Annotated in this window: 18 protein-coding genes and 2 riboswitches; of the genes, 4 read left to right on the forward strand and 14 right to left on the reverse strand. The window is 42.3% G+C overall.

Going from position 1 to position 20,473, the window contains the following annotated elements; all coding sequences use genetic code 11:
* Nucleotides 1–44: 44 nt before the first annotated feature.
* The 6 genes from ACXAEO_RS15485 to ACXAEO_RS15510 form a co-directional block, all read right to left on the reverse strand.
* Entirely contained in the window at nt 45–1,148 is a 1,104-nt protein-coding gene (locus ACXAEO_RS15485) for a sugar ABC transporter substrate-binding protein (RefSeq protein ID WP_474882695.1), read from the reverse strand.
* A gap of 103 nt (nt 1,149–1,251) precedes the next feature.
* Nucleotides 1,252–1,767, reverse strand: a complete 516-nt coding sequence (locus ACXAEO_RS15490) for a 1,2-dihydroxy-3-keto-5-methylthiopentene dioxygenase (RefSeq protein ID WP_474882697.1) — start codon at nt 1,765–1,767, stop codon at nt 1,252–1,254.
* A gap of 19 nt (nt 1,768–1,786) precedes the next feature.
* Nucleotides 1,787–2,416 (reverse strand): methylthioribulose 1-phosphate dehydratase, encoded by a 630-nt coding sequence (locus ACXAEO_RS15495; RefSeq protein WP_474882700.1) that lies wholly within the window; start codon nt 2,414–2,416, stop codon nt 1,787–1,789.
* On the reverse strand, nt 2,413–3,075 hold the full coding sequence (locus ACXAEO_RS15500) for a 2-hydroxy-3-keto-5-methylthiopentenyl-1-phosphate phosphatase (protein WP_474882703.1): 663 nt from the start codon (nt 3,073–3,075) through the stop codon (nt 2,413–2,415). Before ACXAEO_RS15500 ends, ACXAEO_RS15495 begins: the two co-directional genes overlap by 4 nt.
* Nucleotides 3,072–4,298, reverse strand: coding sequence for a 2,3-diketo-5-methylthiopentyl-1-phosphate enolase (gene mtnW / locus ACXAEO_RS15505; RefSeq protein WP_474882704.1), 1,227 nt, complete (start codon nt 4,296–4,298; stop codon nt 3,072–3,074). The genes ACXAEO_RS15500 and mtnW overlap by 4 nt, the downstream gene beginning before the upstream one ends.
* A 115-nt stretch (nt 4,299–4,413) precedes the next feature.
* A riboswitch (SAM riboswitch) is annotated at nt 4,414–4,528 on the reverse strand.
* 84 nt (nt 4,529–4,612) lie between these two features.
* Nucleotides 4,613–5,794 carry an aminotransferase class I/II-fold pyridoxal phosphate-dependent enzyme gene (locus ACXAEO_RS15510; RefSeq protein ID WP_474882707.1) on the reverse strand — a complete coding sequence of 394 codons (1,182 nt, stop codon included), beginning with the start codon at nt 5,792–5,794 and terminating at the stop codon, nt 4,613–4,615.
* A gap of 109 nt (nt 5,795–5,903) precedes the next feature.
* On the opposite strand from ACXAEO_RS15510, the gene ACXAEO_RS15515 reads away from it, so the two are divergent.
* The 4 genes from ACXAEO_RS15515 to ACXAEO_RS15530 all read left to right on the forward strand — a co-directional run bounded on the left by ACXAEO_RS15515 (nt 5,904) and on the right by ACXAEO_RS15530 (nt 9,872).
* Nucleotides 5,904–6,689: a carbon-nitrogen family hydrolase gene (locus ACXAEO_RS15515; protein WP_474882709.1), complete on the forward strand. Its 786-nt coding sequence runs from the start codon at nt 5,904–5,906 to the stop codon at nt 6,687–6,689.
* A 143-nt stretch (nt 6,690–6,832) separates the two neighbouring features.
* Nucleotides 6,833–7,000, forward strand: a riboswitch (SAM riboswitch).
* A gap of 150 nt (nt 7,001–7,150) precedes the next feature.
* Nucleotides 7,151–8,332: an S-methyl-5-thioribose kinase gene (mtnK, locus tag ACXAEO_RS15520; RefSeq protein ID WP_474882711.1), complete on the forward strand. Its 1,182-nt coding sequence runs from the start codon at nt 7,151–7,153 to the stop codon at nt 8,330–8,332.
* A gap of 23 nt (nt 8,333–8,355) precedes the next feature.
* On the forward strand, nt 8,356–9,405 hold the full coding sequence (gene mtnA / locus ACXAEO_RS15525) for an S-methyl-5-thioribose-1-phosphate isomerase (protein ID WP_474882713.1): 1,050 nt from the start codon (nt 8,356–8,358) through the stop codon (nt 9,403–9,405).
* Between the two features lie 296 nt (nt 9,406–9,701).
* Complete coding sequence (locus ACXAEO_RS15530) at nt 9,702–9,872, forward strand: hypothetical protein (protein WP_474882716.1); 171 nt, start codon at nt 9,702–9,704, stop codon at nt 9,870–9,872.
* Nucleotides 9,873–9,901: 29 nt separating this feature from the next.
* Here the strand turns inward: ACXAEO_RS15530 and ACXAEO_RS15535 are convergent, their stop codons facing one another.
* The 8 genes from ACXAEO_RS15535 to ACXAEO_RS15570 form a co-directional block, all read right to left on the reverse strand.
* Nucleotides 9,902–10,426: a methylated-DNA--[protein]-cysteine S-methyltransferase gene (locus ACXAEO_RS15535; protein ID WP_474882719.1), complete on the reverse strand. Its 525-nt coding sequence runs from the start codon at nt 10,424–10,426 to the stop codon at nt 9,902–9,904.
* Nucleotides 10,427–10,444: 18 nt separating this feature from the next.
* A complete protein-coding gene (locus ACXAEO_RS15540) occupies nt 10,445–12,604 on the reverse strand; it encodes a PAS domain S-box protein (RefSeq protein ID WP_474882721.1) in 2,160 nt (719 codons plus the stop codon).
* Between the two features lie 172 nt (nt 12,605–12,776).
* Nucleotides 12,777–13,499, reverse strand: coding sequence for a LutC/YkgG family protein (locus ACXAEO_RS15545; RefSeq protein ID WP_474882723.1), 723 nt, complete (start codon nt 13,497–13,499; stop codon nt 12,777–12,779).
* Between the two features lies 1 nt (nt 13,500).
* Nucleotides 13,501–14,925 carry a LutB/LldF family L-lactate oxidation iron-sulfur protein gene (locus ACXAEO_RS15550; protein ID WP_474882725.1) on the reverse strand — a complete coding sequence of 475 codons (1,425 nt, stop codon included), beginning with the start codon at nt 14,923–14,925 and terminating at the stop codon, nt 13,501–13,503.
* A gap of 67 nt (nt 14,926–14,992) precedes the next feature.
* Entirely contained in the window at nt 14,993–15,709 is a 717-nt protein-coding gene (locus tag ACXAEO_RS15555; protein WP_474882728.1) for a (Fe-S)-binding protein, read from the reverse strand.
* 307 nt (nt 15,710–16,016) lie between these two features.
* On the reverse strand, nt 16,017–17,795 hold the full coding sequence (locus ACXAEO_RS15560; RefSeq protein ID WP_474882730.1) for an L-lactate permease: 1,779 nt from the start codon (nt 17,793–17,795) through the stop codon (nt 16,017–16,019).
* A 231-nt stretch (nt 17,796–18,026) separates the two neighbouring features.
* Entirely contained in the window at nt 18,027–18,857 is an 831-nt protein-coding gene (gene nadE, locus ACXAEO_RS15565; RefSeq protein WP_474882733.1) for an ammonia-dependent NAD(+) synthetase, read from the reverse strand.
* 133 nt (nt 18,858–18,990) lie between these two features.
* The gene (locus tag ACXAEO_RS15570; RefSeq protein ID WP_474882735.1) at nt 18,991–20,433 is read right to left on the reverse strand and encodes a nicotinate phosphoribosyltransferase; all 1,443 of its coding nucleotides are present in this window, start codon (nt 20,431–20,433) and stop codon (nt 18,991–18,993) included.
* Between the last annotated feature and the right edge of the window lie 40 nt (nt 20,434–20,473).

Raw genomic sequence — 20,473 nt, forward strand, 5'->3', positions numbered from 1 at the left:
AAGAAGCAGAAGAAAAAGCTTCTTCTGCTTCTTGTGCATCTGTCTTATTCGCTACTTCCCCAATCCTCAACATATTCATGTAGTTGGTCCATATTAATTGGATTTTCCGGTAAGTCATCTTGTGTAACAAGTACTGGGTCGAATGAGTAGTAACGCGGTGTTTCTTCTCCTGCTAATTTTTGAAGCAATAAATCGACCTGCTTTTCACCGACCGCTGCCGGATTCACCGCTGCAGAAGCTTCCCATGGACTGCCTTCTTCCTGCATCATTTGCAAGTCTTCATCGGATAAATCAATTCCATATACTTTTATTTCATCACGGCCTGCCTCTTTAATGGCGCGAGTTGCTCCTTTGGCAAATTCATCCCAAGGCGCCCAAACCGCTTTAATATCACCTTTATTCGGATACTGTTTTAAGATAGCTTCCATTTTCGTTTGCGTATCTAATGACGTATTCGCTGAGGCATTTCCAAAGCGAGCAATTTCGTTAATACCAGGATAACGCTGAAGCATAATTTCATATACACGATTTCGTTTTTCCATCGGCGCAAAGCCGCCAACGAAAATATTGACGATATTCCCTTCACCATCAATATCTTGTGCGAGCTGTTTCAACGCTAATAATGCAAGCATGTAGTCGTCTTGATCAATCGTCGTCACGCCATCAACGTTTAACTCCACATCAAAAGCAACGACCGGAATTCCTTTTTCAACCGCACGCTTCACACCAGGTTCCAACGTTTCCGTACGACCGTGCTTAATAATAATGCCATCTACATCTTGATTGATGGCTGTATCTAAATAAGAAGCCATTTTGGCTTGGTCGTTGTTCGCATCAGAAATGACTAGTTCAATTCCGCTTTCTTCCGCCGCTTTTTTCACTCCGCTCACATATTGTGACGCATGTGTCCCAGTCGTAAATTCAGCCACGAGCGCCACTTTTACTTGACCATTTTTCCCTTTCGGGGCAGGTGTTGCCTCTTCCTTATTATCTGCTTGTTCTTCCTTCTTCTCATTTGCTTGTTCCTGCTGCGCCGGCTCTGTTTCAGCATTAGTAGCTGTTGGCTGCTCGCTCGTGCAGGCCGCTAAAGGAAATACAAGGACAAACGCTACTAGCGCGAATAAAAATGTCCGGATAATCGATTTCATCGTTGTTTCCCCTTCTCTTTTAAAGTATTCTCATCTGAAAACTTGGTTTTAAAGGAATCAGCAGGCTAAAACTCCTGCTGATTCCTTTCATGCATCTGTTTCATTATTCGTAAATCGGTACCCATCCTTCTGTTGTGACGAAAATACGCACCGCTACTACTTTGCGATCATCCATTAAAGTGAAATAATGACGAACATTTTCAGGAACGGAAATTAAATCTCCTGGCTCTAGTTCTACATCAAAGAAGTTTCCATCTTTTCCTTGAATAACAAAAATGCCGTGTCCACTTACGATAAAGCGTACTTCATCATCTGTATGGTGATGCTCCTTTTGGAAATTTTGCAGAAGCTGTTCTAAGTTCGGTGTTGTTTCTGATAACGAAATCACATCCGCCGTCTTATAGCCACGACGTTCAGAAATGTCCGCAATTTCTGCCTCAAATGCTGTTAAGATCTCATTTTTTTGCTCATCTGTTAACGCGTAGTTTTCGCGCAATGCTTCTGGAAGCTTCGTCATGTCCCATTTTTCATAAATAACTTCATTGCTTGCTAAAAACTCCTTAACCTCTTGTTGATCTGCGATGCGCTCATTATTGTTGTGTAAACGAATTTCTGCCATTTTCTTTTCCTCCTTGTATTTAAACCGTTTGAAATGTTGATTGTAATGAACGGATTTTTAAATGATAACTAAATAAAAATTCATACGCTTCTAAATATTTCTTTGCGTCAAAGGCTGTTTTGCCCCATACGGTAATCCCGTGATTGCGAATGAGAACCGCTCCTTGATCCCCTTTCACATGCTGGCTGAATTCCTCTGCTAACGTCGGAATATGCGCATGATTCCGAATAATCGGAATGCGAATTTCCGCATCTTCTTCCCAAATGCCTAGCGCTTTAATGATTTCTTGCCCTTTGAACACCACTTCGCCCTCATCGCCATATAGTTCCGAAATGACGTTATTGTCAATCGTATGGACATGAAGACTGCAGCCAGCATCTGTTTTCTCATAAATCTCGACGTGAAGCAGCGTCTCTGCTGACGGCTTCAAATCCGTTTCCTCTGCTTTATTCCCTTTTGCATCCACTAACAGGAAATCCTCTGCCGTGCGCTTTCGTTTATCTTTTCCACTAGCAGTCACAAGAAACGTCACCGGATGATCCGTTACTTTAATGGCTAGGTTCCCGCTTGTTCCCGGGAACCAGTCGCGTGCAGCTAGTTCATCTTTGACGTCTGCCAGCTCATGCCATCGTTTCGCCAAAATACTCATGATGTCACCCCCGCTAATTCTTTTATATGTCCAATCACATCGTGAAACGTAGTAAATGGACGATATGGAATATGTAATTCCTCACACTTTTCAATTAAGAAGTCGCGTGCTATAACCGCATCTGCCATTTTAGCCGCCTGCAAATCGGTGATGGAGTCACCGATGACAATTTTAAAATCATATCCTTGCCCAAGCTTGCGAATGAGAGATGGTTTGCAACAACCACACTCATTGTCGCATTGCGCGTCACATGAATGCGGCCATGTAATGGTAATGGTTTTCCCACTAAAATCTGAACCGTTGCAGTAAATGCTTTCTTGTTCTACGAAGCCGTCGAGTAAAGGATGCACGAAAAAGTCAATGCCTCCACTTACGATATAAAGCGGAATGTTTTCTTGCTTCACAAACGCTACAAAATCTGAAAAGCCTTCACGAATTTTAGCGTTCTCAAGCAAAAACTCGATGAGCTCTTCCTTAAGCGTTACAGGCAAAAGGGAGAACATTCTCCCGACGCCTTCTTTAATAGAGATACGCTGAGCCAAAACGTCATCTTTAATGACTTCCCACTCAGATGGAGCGAATGTTTTCATAAGGGCAATGATGTTATCACTGTTCGTAATCGTTCCATCAAAATCACAGAAAATCACGGGCTTACTCATGACGGCACCTCCACTGTTCCCCATAAAGCAATCGCTTTTCGAAGTGGTTCGGACTGCTCGGCTCTTTGTTCAAGCGTCTCTCCGCTTAACACTCCATCGACCGCATCACGAAATGCACGGCCACCTCCTGCGGCTCCATCTGGATGTCCATGAACACCGCCTCCGGCATTGATAACCGAATCAATTCCAAAATCGTTAATCAATAATGGCACCATGCCTGGATGAATCCCCGCTGATGGAACAGGAAAGGCTGTTTTAAGGTGGTTATTTGAAACGATAAGCTCCTCCTTAATCGCCACCGCATCTTGGAACGGCAACGCTACACTTCCGTACGGAGACGGAAAGAGCGATAAATCTGCTCCCGCGATGCGCAATAGCTTCCCAAGTAGTAGCGAATACGAAAAGCCGTAATAGGGGGACGGTGTTGATGCCCCGCTGACAGCTGGATGAGCCATAATCGGAAGCGCAATCTCATCATCTTCACGCAATGCTTGTAGCACGTCCAACCCGTAAGCAAATACATTAAATAGCAAGGCATCTGCACCAAGTTCAGCGGCGCGCTTCGCTTTCTCTCTTAAGTCAAATGTACGGCCTGTCAAGTTGACGGCGTACAACGTACGATGCCCTGTTTGGGCAAACACCTCATCTAGCACTCGCTTTCCTTCCGTAATTCGTTTTTCAAACGGCGTCAGGTTGCTGTCGAATAAAATTTCATCATCCTTGACAAGATCAACCCCACCTAATGCCTGTTCCCGAAGCTGTTCAGTCAAATAGTTAATATCCCGTCCAATCACTCCTTTGAAGATGCTCATAACAAGCGGTCGATCGTACACACCAAGTTTCTTTCGAATTCCCTCGATGCCAAAGCGAGGACCAGGAAATTGCTCGAGCAATGATTCGTGAAAGTCTAAGTCGACAAGTTTTACTTTTCCATCAAGTGATAATTTTCCGAAAACCGTCGTTAAAATAGCTGGGATATCTGCTGAAAAATTGGCAGCAGGATACGCAATTTTTATTAACACTTGAGACGCCTGCTCATCTGAATCCGTTTGTAAAGGGGTCACTGACACAACTCGCCCTTTATGCTTTTTGAGCTGTTCTTGCTCAAGCAACGGCAAATCCGTCCACGAACCAATTGTTAATCCAAGCGCAATTCCTTCTGCCTTCTTTTCGAACCCTCCTGATAATCCATGAATCAAATAGCTCGCAATTACTTCACTCATGCTTCCGTTCTCCTTTGCTGTATGATTGTATAGTCCATTTTCTAGCAAACATTATCAAGCACCAACCTCAAAACAAAAAGCCTCTTCGATAAGAAGAGGCTAATTACTAGTACTCTTCTTATCTCTCAGCTTACTGCTGTAAGAATTAGCACCGTGCTTAACAGTCTTGCATCGTTAAGTCGGTTGCCGGGCTTCGTCGGGCTCATCCCTCCACCTGCTCTTGATAAGAAAGTTGCTTATTTATGTTAGTTTCCAAAAAGTTCATGTTCAATTAATCTAGTTTGGATTATGACAGGAGTTTTTTTCTTTGTCAATTATTTTTTGGAAAATAAATTTAAACGTTCAATTCGGGCAACCGCTTCCTGCAAACGATCTTCGTCCGTCAATAAGCCTACACGAACATATCCTTCTCCATATTCACCGAACCCAATGCCTGGCGCAACAACGACATGTGCCTCCTCCAGTAACAAATCCGCAAACTGTTCCGACGAATAGCCTTCAGGCACAGGCAGCCAAGCAAAAAAGGAGCCAGCAGGCGCTTGCACATCCCAACCAATTTGCTGCAATCCGTCAATAAAGACACGACGGCGTGATTCATACAATCCAACAAGTTCATCCACACAACTTTGAGACTCTAGCAAAGCTGTCGCTGCTGCTGCTTGAACCGCACCGAAAATGCTGACATACAAATGATCTTGCAATAAGTTAATCGCCTCAATGACACTTTCATTCCCTACTGCAAACCCAACACGCCAGCCCGCCATGTTATATGTTTTTGAGAATGTATAAATTTCGATGCCAATCTCTTTCGCCCCATCTGTTTGTAAAAAGCTGCGCGGCTTTTGTCCGTCAAATCCAACGGCTCCATAGGCAAAATCATGAACGACACAAATATCATGCTGTTTAGCCATGTCTACTGTTTCTTCAAAAAACGCAGACGTTGCCGTCGCACCTGTCGGGTTATTCGGATAATTTAAAAACATAAGCTTCGCTTTTTGTTTGACTTCTTCTGACAGTTCTTCGTAGTTTGGAAGAAATTGATGTTCTGCGCGAAGTGGCATCGTTTCCATTCGAGCCTGAGCAAGTTCCACCCCTGACCAATAGTCGGGATAGCCCGGGTCTGGTACTAATACTGTATCTCCCGGATTTAATAAACATTGGGGAATTTCCACAAGCCCCGCTTTCCCGCCGAATAAAATCGCCACTTCCTTTTCCGGGTCGATTTTCACTCCATATTCGCGCTCATAAAAAGCGGAGACAGCTTCTTTCAAAAAAGAATGACCGCGAAACGGTGAGTATTTATGATTGCGGGGATCTTCAGCCGCTTCTTGAAGTGCCTTCACAATATGGGGAGGAGTTGGCTGATCTGGGTTTCCTTGCCCAAGATTAATCACATCGTGCCCCTCTGCCATCACTTTGGCCACTTTATTGACAAGCGAAGCAAAAAACTGCTTCGGCAAACGTTTCAGTAACTCAGACTGCTCAAAATTTTTCATTTTGTACACCTTCTCAAAAATTTCTTGAAATTCTAGTCACAAATAATATATCGTTGTAATCATCTTGTAAAGCTATTTTTGAAATTAATTGGAAGGCAGGAATGCACATATGACGTTGAAAGTCTCATGTATTCAGTTTGACATTGCTTTTGGTGACCCGAAAAAAAATTTTCAGCGTGTAGAAGAAAAAATGCTGGAAGCCCTTGAAGAACAACCTCATATTATAGTGTTGCCTGAGCTATGGTCGACAGGTTATGATTTGACCCGCCTAGAGGACATTGCGGATGAAGACGGAGCAAAAACGAAACAATTTTTCTCTTCTTTTGCCAACAAACATCAAGTGGCCATTGTTGCAGGGTCTGTCGCCAAAAAAACCGACACAGGTATTACAAACACGATGTATGTGTTTAATCAAGAAGGAGAGCTCATCTCTGAATATAGCAAACTGCACTTATTCAAATTGATGGATGAGCACGTATACTTAAAGGCTGGGGATACTCAAAATCTGTTTACGCTACATGATACATCTTGTGCAGGGTTCATCTGCTATGACATCCGTTTCCCGGAATGGATGCGCGTTCACACGAGTCAAGGTGCAGAAGTGTTATTCGTATCAGCGGAATGGCCGCTTCCTCGTATCGCCCACTGGCGTTCACTATTAATTAGCCGTGCCATCGAAAATCAATGTTATGTCGTCGCTTGCAACTGCACAGGCAGCAACCCTGACAATACATTTGGCGGCCACTCCCTCATCATCGATCCATGGGGAGAAATTGTAGCAGAAGCATCCGAAAGCGAAGAAATCATTACCGGAATCATTGATAGTGAGAAGGTAAAAAACGTGCGGGCACAAATCCCAATTTTCTCCGACCGCCGTACGGATTTTTATGTATGATGAGTTCATCTACGAAAAAAAGTGGTGTCACAAAATAAAAAAAGATTGACAGTAATAAGCTTATCCTGTTAAGATTCACATCAAGCGGTTAAAACATTCAAATTTTAACATGTATTCTAAATTTTCAATCACATATAGCATATCTCTTATCAAGAGTTGGCTGAGGGAATTGGCCCTATGAAGCCCAGCAACCGACCATACTACCATCGCAAGGTGGAGCGCCGTTTTTTTTTGGCGCTATTGAACATTACATTGTTCATGAAGGCACGGTGCTACATCCAACAGAAAGATATCTTTCTGGCAGATAAGAGGTTTGGACGCATCGTCTTCAAGCCTCTTTCGCTAAGAAAGAGGCTTTTTTACTCGAAATGCAATAGATGTACAAAGCCTCTTTCAATCAAGTTAACTATAAAACTTATTAAACCGATAAGAAAACTTATAAAATGATGGAGGTTTTGAACATGTCATTATCTACTAAAGCGGCTTACAAGGCATTAACAGAAGAAACGGCCATTGCTTTAGCCGTTAAACTACGTTTATTCCCGGAAGGTGCTGTATTGTCATCACGTGAAATTGGAGACGGAAATTTAAATCTCGTGTTTCACATTACAGACGAAAGCCAAAAAGGTGTAATTATTAAACAAGCTCTCCCTTACGCGAAAGTGGTCGGGGAAAGCTGGCCGCTGAGCTTAAACCGTGCCAAAATTGAAAGCAATGCGCTTAAACAATTTGCTCAATACGTACCTCAATACGTTCCAGAAGTTTACTATACAGATGATCACTTGGCAGTAACGGTCATGGAAGATTTGTCACATCTGCAAATTTCACGTACCGGGCTCATTGAAGGAAAATCATATCCACTTTTACCAAAGCATGTAGGTGAATTTTTAGCCAACATTTTGTTTTATACATCCGATTTCGCCCTTGACCCGGAAGCGAAAAAAGAACTTGTGAAACAATTTGTCAATCCAGACCTTTGCAAAATTACAGAAGACCTTGTCTTTACCGATCCATTTTTTGACCATGAAACAAATGACTTTGAAGAAGAACTGCGGGAAGATGTCGAAACACTTTGGAACGATTCGCTTGTCAAACTTGAAGCGGCAAAACTCAAGAAAAAGTTTTTAACGAATAGCGATGCTCTCATTCATGGAGATTTACATACCGGCAGTATTTTTGCTGATGAGTATACAACGAAAATCATTGATCCAGAGTTCGCTTTCTACGGTCCTTTAGGTTTTGACTTAGGGCAGTTCATCGCCAATTTATTATTAAATGCCATTACCCGCAGTGAAACTGAACAAGAGCAATTATTCAGTCAAGTAGAGGAAACATGGACTGTATTCAGCACAGTCTTTACGGACCTTTGGAAAAAAGACAGTCATGAAGCTTTTGCCTCAGTTCATGGATATTTAGACTATGTATTAAAAACAACATGGCGCGATGCCGTAGGCTTTGCCGGTTGTGAAATGATTCGTCGTACCATCGGCTTAGCTCATGTCGCAGACTTGGACAGCATTGAAGATTCACAAACAAGACTGCAAGCGAAACGCCGTGCCCTACGTATCGGCAAAGCATTGCTTTTAAATCAACAAAGCATTACCCCTGATATTATTCATGAAATCGTAAAAGTAACCGTTTAATATACATGAAAGGAAGGAACACAATGACAACAACTTTGCCTTTACCGCGTTCTGTCCAATGGAACGATACACATATTCGCTTATTAAATCAGCAAGCATTGCCTCTTTCGATTGAATATTTAGAGCTAAAAACAATAGAAGATGTTTGGGAAGCCATCACATCACTAAAGGTGCGCGGAGCTCCAGCTATCGGGATTACAGCCGCTTTCGGTTTAGCCTTAGCCGCTTCCCGCTATGAAGAAAAAAATATTGAGGAATTTAAAATACGACTTGGAAAAGATCGTGATTATTTGGCAAGTTCACGTCCAACTGCTGTTAACTTATTTTGGGCACTTGACCGACTGACAAAAAGCATTCACGATGTCTCATCTGTAAATGAGGCAAAAACAACGCTCGTTCACGAAGCTATCCAAATTCAAGTAGAAGACGAAAGCGTGTGTCGCAGCATTGGGGAACAAGCTTTATCATTGTTTCATAAGCACGACTCTGTCATGACCATTTGCAATGCCGGCTCTATTGCCACCGCCTACTACGGAACGGCACTCGCTCCCTTCCATTTATCTGTAGAGAAGGAAATTCCGCTGAAGGTGTATGCATGTGAAACACGTCCTGTTTTACAAGGATCACGTTTAACAGCATGGGAATTACAGCAATCTGGAGTAGATGTCACCCTCATTACAGACAATATGGCTGCACATACAATTAAGACGAAAGGAATCAATGCCATTATTGTCGGCGCTGACCGCATTGCCGCAAACGGCGACACTGCCAATAAAATTGGAACATACGGACTGGCACTTCTTGCAAAATCTTTTAACATTCCGTTTTATGTCGCAGCACCTCTTTCGACATTTGATCCGACGATTGACAGCGGAGCAGCTATTCCAATTGAAGAACGTGCTTCAGAAGAAATCACTCATTTACATGGACAGCGTATTGCTCCTGAAGGCATCGCTGTCTATAATCCAGCATTCGATGTCACGCCAAACGAACTCATAACGGCAATCATTACGGAAAAAGGGGTTTTAAAAGGACCGTACGTAGAAGAAATTCAAAAATTATTTCCGCAATAACAATGTAACGAATGCACAAACATTCTCGGTCATTCATTTCATAGTATAGAAGAAAACAAAGGTCGATAGACGTTTGCTTTCTTCTATACATGCTCGTCTAAAATTTGTCATGAAAATGTAATGAAAAAAGAGCAGTCCTACCACATACAATATAACAGCCTTATCTTCTCCATCTTTTTGTTTTCTGAATTGAGCGCGGGATTGACAGCTAAGAATGAATGGGAGATGGATCTTCCTCTTTACGTTTAAAGAAAGCATGGTTACTTTCTTATCTACGCATGAAGGAGGCTCTCTTTATGACAAAAGATAGCACGAAAGAACAACCTGTTTCGAGTAAAAGTCCGTACAGCGATGAACGCGAAACAAACATGTCTCATGATGGATCGTATTCAGATAACGAGATGGTCACATCGGTCGATTTTGTCTTTATCGAAGGAGAAGGCTGGAAACTAGAAAGTGAGTTATAGCACTTTCTAGTTTCCAGCCTTCTTGTTGATCATTGCCTGACGATAAGCTTGCCATTTTCCGCTTTCATGCCTTCAAGCTGCAATAATTGTTCTTTTAATCCAATTTGGTTGCCCGCATAACCTGTTAATGTTCCATTTTTCCCGATGACTCGATGACAAGGAACAATGACCGGAAGGGGATTCACTCGATTGGCTTGCCCTACTGCCCTAACCGCTTTTGGATTGCCAATGATCTTAGCTACATCGCCGTACGACCATACTTCTCCATAAGGGATGGTCGATAATGTTCGCCATACTTGTTGCTGAAACATTGTTCCTTCCACATCAAATGGCACATCAAAGATCGTTCGGTTTCCTTCAAAATAGGCTAGCAATTGTTGCTCCGCTTGAAAAGCCCATGAATCAGGTCCTCCCTCTTCGACAGGGCGAATTGTTTGAAATTCCGTAAACTCCTCTTCTGATGTCAGTACATTCGAAAGTCCTTTTTCCGTTGAAATCAAATACAGTTTTCCAAAAACAGGAACGCTTACTTTTCGATAATAATAAGTACTCATAAACCATCCTTTCCCCCATCACCCTACAGGTAAGTGGATTAAAAATGTGGTGCCTTCCCCAAGTTGGCTATGCACTTCAATGTAACCTTTATGTTCTTCTATAATTTTATAAGAAACCATTAACCCAAGCCCAGTTCCTTTTTCCTTTGTCGTATAAAACGGTTCTCCAAGACGTTTGACGCGCTCTTCCGGCATTCCTCCTCCTTCATCCTGAACTGATACTACAATATAGTCATCCTGATGTCCAGCCGCGGAAACAAAAATTTTCCCGCCAGAAGGCATAACTTCTAATGCATTTTTTAATATATTGATAAATACTTGTTTTAATTGATTTGGCTCACAATAGATATCGGGAACGTCTTCAAATTGGATTTTAAACTGGACGTTTGTGAGAGCAGCTTCTGCCCCCAACAAATCCATTGTCTCCTGTAAGATTTGCGTAACATTCCGCTTCTCATATTTCACTGCCTGAGGCTTAGCCATGACTAAAAAATCCGTAATAATCGTCTCGATTCGCCTCAATTCCGATGTGATAACGTCAAAATACAATGAATAATCTTCTTTCACACTTCCTTGCAGAAGCTGGACGAACCCTTTTAACGCAGTCAGCGGATTTCGAATTTCATGGGCAATCCCTGCAGCAAGCTGTCCTACTACTTGCATCGTATCTGATTTCCGGATTTGTTCCTGCATCGCTTTTTTCTCTGTCACATCTCGCAACATGGTCATATACAAACCGGGAACAATATCCTTTTTAGTGGAAAATTCTAGTCTTTTGACTCGTCCATCCTCCATGCGGTACGTCAGTTCTCCATCCCCCTCTCCTTCCGTTTTCAGATCTTGATGATGTTTATGAATCTGTTCCGTATTCCCTACAGGAAGAAAGTCTTGAAGGGACCTTCGGCAAATTTCTTCTTTTGTACTTTCAACGATTTCACAAGCGGCTGGGTTCGCATCTATAATATTTCGATTATTGTCCCACAATATAATTCCATCCATCGAACCATCAAAAACTTGGCGGAATTTTTGTTCACTATCCCGTACTTCCTGCTCAATGCGTTTCCGCTCACTCACATTCCTGTAAGCGGTTAAATTATAACCTTCTACAATCTCTTTTTTCGAGGTGAATTCTAATTCTTTCATTTCTCCGTTCGGCATATAAAAAGGCAATTCAGCACGTATGGAGCCTGTTGCATGTAGTTCGTTCATCACACGAATCGTTTCGGAATCATCTATATTCATAAAATCCTCTAAATTTCTCCCAATCAATTTCGGAAGAGGCAGTTCAAACGTACGAGCGGCAGCAGGGTTCGCATCTATAATACTCCAATCATCATTCCAGATAATCATCGCATCAATTGCGCTTTCAAATATTTCACGGAATTTCCGTTCGCTTTTCGCCAATTTTTGTTCCATTTGCCTTTTTGCTGTACTGTCTCTCATAATGGACATGTAGTACTCATTATAAATATTAGAAGTAGTTGTACAATCAAAATAACGGCTCTGCCCGTCGGACAACGTAAGTGGCAGCTCTCCTTTGGCACATCCTTCCTGATGCAAATTTCGCCACAAAGTCGTCAGCTTATAACGATACTTCGGAGATACAAGATCAGCTAAGGACATTTCTATTAACTGCTCCTTTTCGTATTGAAGAGACTCACATAAGGAATGATTAACATCAATGATTTGTCCGTTTTGATCGAAGATAATCATGCCATCAATCGCCTTGTCATACATATCGCGAAACATTTTCTGACTGACAAAATGTTCATTTTGCAGCACTCTCTGTTCGGTAACGTCATGGAGTGTACAGATAAACATCTTCGTGTCACCACAATATTTTTTACAAACAAACTTCATATACTTTTTCAAACCATTTGGTAGCGTCATTTCTCCTTCATAATAAAACTGGTCTTGATGTGCCATCGTTTCATAATATTGTTCAATGACTTGATGAGGAAACGTAATTAATACATCTTTTATTTGAAAGGAGGCGATTTCCTCTTTTGAACATTCAAGCAACCGACATGCTGCATCATTCATTCTAAGTAGGTCAAATGAGTGATTAAACACCATAATAGGCTCCATTACTTCGTTGAAAATAATCTCTAATTGCTGCAGTCTCTGAGAATCCGAATACCCCTTATTCTCAGTAGATTGTCCATGCATAACTGTCATGATGAGACTACTACCCCTTTCTGTTAACCCATTCTCCAGCTTCACTTATTCTACATCTTTTTCACTTTTACCTGCCTCCGTTTGTCAATTTCTATCATCTTCTGACACAATCATATAAAAAAGCTTTTGAGTATATAAAACAACACTCAAAAGCCCTAGAAAAATGTATTAATTATCTGTCCGTCACAATAATATAAGTGGCTTTAATGGGACCATGTACTCCAACGACGAGATTCATTTCAATGTCAGCAGAATTGCTCGGTCCTGTAATAAAGTTAATACATGAAGCAATCTCTTTCCCTTCTTCCACAAGCCCATGAATATGCGCTGCAGCTTGTGTAATGCGCGGGACAATTGTGCTTTTTGGAACAATGGCAATATAAGTCGCGGGCAATAAGCTGACGGAACGCCCCTTTCCTCGTCCACTAAATAAAACAACCGTTCCCGACTCAGCCAGCGTCATATCACTGAACGTAATGCCAACATTGGCCTTCTCTGCTTGTCGGACGTTTTCTTCTCCAAGTTCGGCATCCCAAACATGAACCTCAACTTGATTGTTGATCCATTCTTTACGAATCAATTCAGATAGTCCATATTCCTCAAAACGCGGGTCATCCCAGGTCACGATAGGACCTCCGCCATAACGAGCTACTACCTGCTTTAACGTGTCAGCTAAGTCAGCTGCTGATGTTTCTTCATAATCCGTATGAATACGCGGACAATACATTTTTAATTGTTGCACCAATTCATCTTGAGTCCACCCTTTGTACATAGTATGCTGCGGTTGATGCTTCCAAATCGGCCGTGCCACTCCTTCTGTACGCCGTGCTCGACCCAGCTGCTTTGCAATGTTATTTAAAAATGAATCGCGATGTTGAATCGTTCCGCTTGTCATTTTACTTCTCCCCTTTTTGACGATCGTTGAACCATGAACGGAAAGTTTCTTTATTTGGAGCAGGAAATTCACGAGTTTCTGTCCAAGTTTTTAGTGGACCCGGTCCTTTCGAGATTTTATCCCCTGTTGTAAAAGGATTCATGGCCGCTGGAGCAATTTTAGAGCCCAGTTTATATAACGAAGAAGAAGCAGCACCTAAGCCAAACGCCTTCATCGCTAACTTTTCAGAAATAGGAGCACGACCTTCTCGCTGGACAATGACTTCCCGATGCTTATGTAACAGCTCATGCAACGGAATTTTCACCGGACAGGCTTCTGTACATGCCGCACATAAAGTGGAGGCATATGGAAGTTCTTTATAATCCTCATATCCTCCGAGCAGCGGAGATAACACTGCCCCGATTGGCCCTGAATAAATGGAACCGTATGAATGCCCTCCAACATGGCGGTAAACGGGGCATACATTGACACATGCCGCACATCGGATACATTGCAGAACTGACTGAAAGTCTGTTCCTAAAATATTCGACCGTCCGTTATCAATAATGACGAGATGAAATTCCTCAGGGCCATCCGCATCACCGGTTTCCCTTGGACCCGTCAATGTTGTCACGTAACTTGTTAAGCGTTGTCCGACAGCACTTCGCGTCAACAAGCTCACTAGCACTTCAAACTCCTCATAAGTCGGAACGAGGCGCTCCATCCCCATGACCGTAATTTGCGTTTTCGGCAAAGCTGATACAAGACGGGCATTTCCTTCGTTTGTCACAAGAGAAATCGACCCGGATTCGGCAATGCCAAAATTACAGCCTGTCACACCGACATCAGCCGTCAGAAATTCCTCCCGCAACATTTTTCGGGCATGCAAAGCAAGTTCCTCTGGCTTAGAGCTATTTTTGTAGGCAAGCTTTTGTTCAAATACATCTCGGATTTGTTCTTTATTTTTATGAAGAGCGGGCGCAACAATATGGGAAGGCGGGTCATGGTCATCCACTTGTAAAATATACTCCCCTAAATCTGTCTCAATAACGGTGCAACCTAGCGCTTCAAGAGAAGCATTCATATTAATTTCCTCGGTGACCATAGATTTTGATTTCACAATTTTCTTTGCCTTTTTCCGCTTAATTACATCTGAAATGTATTCATTCGCTTCTTCCGCTGTTGCCGCAAAAAATACGTGCCCGCCGCGCTTGACAACATTTTCACTTAGTTGCTGTAAATAATAATCCAAATTGTCAAGTGTATGCTTTCTTATTTCTTCTCCGAGCGAACGCCATTCTTCCCAATTTCCAAGCTCTTCCGCTGCATCCAAACGGCGTGAACGAAGACGCTCTTGCGCCCCGGCGACTGCCGTGCGCATAAATTCATTTTGAATTCCTTTATCTACTCGATCTTTAAAAGCGTCTGTACCAATTTTCATCGCCATTTCCATCAACCCCTATCTTTTCCTTACTCCAAAAAGCCATCTGCCTAATCTGTAAGCGACCCTGTTCTTACCTACTATTCAATACTTCCGCAATGTGCATCACTTTCACCTTTTGTCCAACCCGCTCCATGCGTCCACCAATATTCATTAAACAACCACAATCTGCCCCAATTAAGTAGTCCGCACCTGTCTCGACCGCACATCGCACTTTCTCATCGACCATCTGCTCAGAAATCTTCCCCATTTTAACCGAGAAGGTTCCGCCAAATCCACAGCAATTTTGGGCGTTTGGCAGTGTCTCCACTTCCAGACCTTCCACATGGCTTAATAGTTTAAAAGGGGCATCTTTCACACCAAGAAGCCGAGTCATATGACAAGAGGTGTGATAAGTCGCTTTTCCAGGAAGCTTTGCTCCTATATCTTCTACTTTTAATACCTCTACAAGAAATTGAGTCAATTCATACGTCTTCCCAGCAAGCGCTTGAGCTTTCGGCTCCCATACCGAATCTCCTCGAAAAACATGTGGATACTCTTTAAACATCGTTCCACAAGAACCAGACGGAGTGACGACATACTCAGAATGCTCAAATGCCGTAATCATGTTCTTCATTGCTTCTTTTGACTCTTTCACATATCCACTGTTGTATGCAGGCTGTCCGCAGCACACTTGCGCCTCTGGAAAATCGATTTCACAACCAAGACGCTCAAGTATTTCTACGGTCGCTTTCCCTGCGCCTGATTGAAACATATCTACTAAACATGTTACAAATAACGAGACTTTCATATTTTTCCCTCCATCTAAAGATAAACCTTGTCCTGTTTCTATATAAATCGATCTAGCACATTCATTATGTTGAATGTGCTAGACTTAAACGGACACCCTCCGCTATTCGCCTGGATGAACTACTGGAAGGACTCCGTGAAGAGATGTAAATCATCTATTCTGAACCTCTTCCCTAAACGAAACGGCTCAGAATGATTAATTGACATATATATATGGTTCGGCATTCTTCCATAATACACCTTTTGTTGAGCAGGTCATCTGATGATTAAAGTTATAATCACTTTGCATAACTGAAAAATCATCGTTATCACGCACTCTTTTTAATTTTCCCGTCCGCTCGTCCGCTCCGACTACCTGCCACAATAGACGCTATAATTCCAACGAGTACAAAGATCACCACCATTGTCCCCATATGGAAGCCAAATCCATTTAAAGCGATGTAACCTAAACCGCCTCCAAAAACGACATAGAAGGTCATCGGTATTAGCGTTTTACGAATAATATTGCCTTCATTTCCTATTAAACCAGCCGCAGCTGAAGCCGCTACAACATTATGAACACAAATCATATTTCCAGCTGCTCCGCCAATTGCTTGAAGTGCTACAACTGTTGCTGGTACCGCCCCAATATTATCTGCCACCCCAAATTGGAACAGCGCAAACATCATATTACTAATTGTATTGCTTCCAGCTACGAAAGCACCAATAGCTCCAACCGTCGGCGCAACAAGCGGCCAATTGTCTCCAAACGCACTCGAAATACCTTCTGCCAATACAAGTGGCATACTTAAAAAACCCGTTTCATTTACACCCGTATTAATGAAGACTTGTACCATCGGCACCGAGAACAGCAAGGCTGCCATGGCACCGGAAACGGTCTTCAATGAATGGCGGACGGCATTTTTCGCTTCACTCATCTCCATTTTATGCAAGAAAAACACGATAATGGCTACGGCAATGAAGATGATGCCAGGGATGTTCAACGGCTTGGAAGCAATCGTCATTTGCGTTCCAAACACATTTTCAAACGAAAGGACCGCTGATTGAATCCAGCCTGCAAACGGTAAAAACTTGACACGTGTTGCCACAAGCAAAAGCGCTACCAATACATACGGCATCCACGCCGATATCATGGAAATGAAACGTTTCGGCGGTTCATCGGAAATCGCTAATTGGCCAGTCCATCCTTTTTCCCACTCCGATGACGAGGCAAAATCCCAAGTCGTTTTAGGCATTAAAAAGCCTTTTTTCGCTGCTGGGATGATCACGGCTAGACCAACTAAACCGCCAATCAGCGACGGAAACTCTGGTCCAAGCAGGTTGGCCACAAGCACATATGGAATTGTAAATGACAACCCTGCAAAAATAGCAAACTTCCAAACTTGCAATCCTTCTTTAAATGATTTATTCGGACCAAAAAATCTCGTTAACATCATCGCCAAAAACAGCGGGATGAATGTTCCGATGATGCCATGAAAAATGGCGACTTGTCCGCCAATCCCCACAATGTATTGATCATATGTAACACCTAAACTAGCAATATGATCATTAACAAGTGGAGCATCTTTCAATCCGGTACTAACTCCAATTAAAATAGGTGTTCCGACCGCACCAAAAGAAACAGGCGTTGATTGAATAATTAGCGCTACCATAACAGATGCCATCGCCGGAAAACCAATGGCTACAAGCAGCGGAGCAACGACTGCTGCAGGCGAACCCCATCCAGCAGCTCCTTCGATAAACGACCCGAACAGCCAGCAAATGATAATCGCTTGAATTCTTCGATCCGGGGTAATACTTGTAAAACCATGACGAATCGTATGTACTGCACCACTTTCTTTTAACATATTCAACAGTAAAATGGCACCAAATACAATAATCCCAACTTCTAACGCAGACACCGCCCCTTTCAAGCCTGCCGCCGCAATTTCATTGAAAGGTACCTTCCATATAACAGCACTCATTATAACCGTTACGATCAAAGCGATCGGCATTGCCCGCTTCGCCGGCCAGCGTAAAATAACGAGAAATAAAAACACTGACATAATTGGTACGACAGCTAATAAAGCTAACATCCTTGTTCCCATCCAAAGTTCCCCCTTTTCCTGTTATCTCCCACATTCCCTAAATCTCACGTTAACATCATAAGGTCATCTGATGACTATATCACCTGCTGTTATGATTATAAAATAAAACGCTTTCATTTACAACCTTCTTTTTCCTATTAATATGAACTACCTATCTACCGAAGTCGGTTAAATTTCCATACAAAAAGCCCAACCTTGGCTTGTTTCTTCCAAGGTTAGGCTTTGAATCAATTACTTCCAAAAATCATCAAATACCGTAATTGGTAAGTGACGCTTATGCTCAGACTTCACATAATGCGATTCAATTTTTGCCTTCGCTTCTGGACTTACTTCTTTTCCTTCTAAATAATCATCAATGTCATCATACGTAACCCCAAGCGCGGCTTCATCTGGAAGCTGTGGACGATTTTCTTCTAAATCCGCCGTTGGTGCTTTCATGTAAAGATGTTCCGGACATCCAAGTTCCTTCAGCATCATTTTTCCTTGGCGTTTGTTCAAACGGAAAATCGGAACTAAATCGGCTCCTCCATCTCCGTATTTTGTGAAGAATCCAGTAATAGCTTCCGCAGAGTGATCTGTCCCAAGCACAACACCGTTATACATGCCTGCAATGCTATACTGAGCAATCATTCGCTCTCTTGCCTTAACATTGCCTTTTAGAAAATCAGACAGCTTGCCGCCAGTTGCTTTCTCTACCGCCGCAACACTTCGGTCTACCGCTTCTTTAATATTAACAGCTACACTTTTGCTTGGCTGAATGAATTGTAAAGCATCTTGACAATCGGCTTCGTCAGCCTGCACTCCGTATGGAAGGCGCACGGCGATGAATTGATACTTGTTTTCTCCTGCTTCTTCATTCAATTCATCCACAGTCATTTGTGCTAATTTTCCTGTTAACGTAGAATCTTGACCACCGGAAATGCCCAAGACCATCGATTTCAAAAACGGGTGTTTCGTCAAATATGCTTTTAAAAAATCGATGCTGCGACGAATTTCTTCTTTCGGATTAATTTCTGGCTTTGTTTTCAATTCCTCTATAATTTGACGCTGTAATTCTTCCATGAATTAAAACTCCTTTCAAACGTAAGCATGGGCTATTTTCCAATATAAGCAACAATAACTCCCATAGCATGTGATTAAATATTACATCAAAATAAGAACCTTGGCAAAACCTTTCATAAGCCTATTGAACACATTAACGATGCTTATGACGACTGATTAACTCCATCTTTGTATTCCATACTTCTTCACTCAAATCGACTGGATATCGTTCTGGATTGAGCTTTCGTAAATATTCATCCCAAAAGTACGTCAATTGCTTTTCATGATGTGAACGAATAGCAGCCAAATCAGGCAACTCATACATTTGTTGTCCACCCACAAAAATGGGCTTCAACAGTTCAACCGCCTCAAAATTTGTAACAAATTTATGCAAATATGTGTGAATCGGATCAAATAATTTTATTTTCTTCTGTTGCTTCACTTCTTCATGCACGAAGGCAATATAATCGCCTTCTGCTTTTTGATTGCTTCCATTAATAATTCGATACACCGTTTTAAAGCCTGGGGTTGTCATTTTCTCAGGATTGGCAGATAGCTTAATGACCGGCTCATATGTCTCCCCTTCTTTTTTCGCTACAAGTTTGTACACACCACCTAAAGCTGGATGATCGGCTGCTGTAATTAACTGTGTTCCAACACCCCATGCATCAATTTTCGCTCCTTGTGCCTTTAAGTTGAAAATCACATTTTCATCTAAATCATTACTTGCAATAATCTGCACATACTTAAGCCCTGCTTCATCTAGCATCTTCCGAGCTTCTCGAGACAAATAAGCCAAATCACCGCTGTCCAAACGAATCCCCTTTAAGCGATAGCCTTTTTCTTCTAAATGCTTCCCGACTTTGATTGCATTAGGCACCCCTGACCGCAACGTATCATATGTATCAACGAGAAGCACTGTATTAGCAGGATGAACCTCTGCATAAGCCATAAAAGCATCTAGTTCTGATGGAAAGTCCATTACCCACGCATGAGCATGAGTACCAATAGAAGGAATCCCAAACAATTTGCCAGATTCCATGTTGCTTGTGCCATCAAAACCGGCAATGTAAGCAGCTCTTGATCCCCAGATGGCGGCATCCGCTTCTTGAGCTCGCCTCGTTCCAAACTCAAACAGTGTATCATGTGGTGCTACTTTTCGAATGCGAGAAGCCTTTGTCGCAATGAGCGTTTGATAATTCATAAAGTTCAGCAGCGCCGTTTCAATGAGTTGTACTTCAAATAGGCGTCCTTCCACTCGGACAATGGGCTCATTCGGAAACACAAGTGTGCCTTCTTCCACAGCATATAAATTTCCTGTAAATCGGAACTGTTTCAGCTCTTCTAAAAAAGCCTCGTCATATTGTTCAGGCTGTTCCCTTAAATAAGCAATATCTTCTTGTGAAAAACGAAGTTCATTTATATAATCTACAATGCGCGCAAGCCCTGCAAATACCGCATAGCCGTTGCCAAAAGGCGCTTTTCGGAAATACGCATCAAATACACGAACATATTCATGCCGATTTAACTTCCAATGGGCATAAATCATATTAATCTGATATTTATCTGTATGAAGTGTTAAATGCCGATCGCTCATTCAGTCAATCTCCTTTCGAAAAAGCCAAGAGACTCTTTCC

This window comes from Bacillus sp. ABA4_010, from assembly GCF_056159105.1.

Bases quoted from the DNA above. Each gene is read 5' to 3' on its own strand.
- ACXAEO_RS15485 (WP_474882695.1), bottom strand. From the start codon at position 1,148: ATGAAATCGATTATCCGGACATTTTTATTCGCGCTAGTAGCGTTTGTC.
- ACXAEO_RS15490 (WP_474882697.1), bottom strand. From the start codon at position 1,767: ATGGCAGAAATTCGTTTACACAACAATAATGAGCGCATCGCAGATCAA.
- ACXAEO_RS15495 (WP_474882700.1), bottom strand. From the start codon at position 2,416: ATGAGTATTTTGGCGAAACGATGGCATGAGCTGGCAGACGTCAAAGAT.
- ACXAEO_RS15500 (WP_474882703.1), bottom strand. From the start codon at position 3,075: ATGAGTAAGCCCGTGATTTTCTGTGATTTTGATGGAACGATTACGAAC.
- mtnW (WP_474882704.1), bottom strand. From the start codon at position 4,298: ATGAGTGAAGTAATTGCGAGCTATTTGATTCATGGATTATCAGGAGGG.
- ACXAEO_RS15510 (WP_474882707.1), bottom strand. From the start codon at position 5,794: ATGAAAAATTTTGAGCAGTCTGAGTTACTGAAACGTTTGCCGAAGCAG.
- ACXAEO_RS15515 (WP_474882709.1), top strand. From the start codon at position 5,904: ATGACGTTGAAAGTCTCATGTATTCAGTTTGACATTGCTTTTGGTGAC.
- mtnK (WP_474882711.1), top strand. From the start codon at position 7,151: ATGTCATTATCTACTAAAGCGGCTTACAAGGCATTAACAGAAGAAACG.
- mtnA (WP_474882713.1), top strand. From the start codon at position 8,356: ATGACAACAACTTTGCCTTTACCGCGTTCTGTCCAATGGAACGATACA.
- ACXAEO_RS15530 (WP_474882716.1), top strand. From the start codon at position 9,702: ATGACAAAAGATAGCACGAAAGAACAACCTGTTTCGAGTAAAAGTCCG.
- ACXAEO_RS15535 (WP_474882719.1), bottom strand. From the start codon at position 10,426: ATGAGTACTTATTATTATCGAAAAGTAAGCGTTCCTGTTTTTGGAAAA.
- ACXAEO_RS15540 (WP_474882721.1), bottom strand. From the start codon at position 12,604: ATGACAGTTATGCATGGACAATCTACTGAGAATAAGGGGTATTCGGAT.
- ACXAEO_RS15545 (WP_474882723.1), bottom strand. From the start codon at position 13,499: ATGACAAGCGGAACGATTCAACATCGCGATTCATTTTTAAATAACATT.
- ACXAEO_RS15550 (WP_474882725.1), bottom strand. From the start codon at position 14,925: ATGGCGATGAAAATTGGTACAGACGCTTTTAAAGATCGAGTAGATAAA.
- ACXAEO_RS15555 (WP_474882728.1), bottom strand. From the start codon at position 15,709: ATGAAAGTCTCGTTATTTGTAACATGTTTAGTAGATATGTTTCAATCA.
- ACXAEO_RS15560 (WP_474882730.1), bottom strand. From the start codon at position 17,795: ATGGGAACAAGGATGTTAGCTTTATTAGCTGTCGTACCAATTATGTCA.
- nadE (WP_474882733.1), bottom strand. From the start codon at position 18,857: ATGGAAGAATTACAGCGTCAAATTATAGAGGAATTGAAAACAAAGCCA.
- ACXAEO_RS15570 (WP_474882735.1), bottom strand. From the start codon at position 20,433: ATGAGCGATCGGCATTTAACACTTCATACAGATAAATATCAGATTAAT.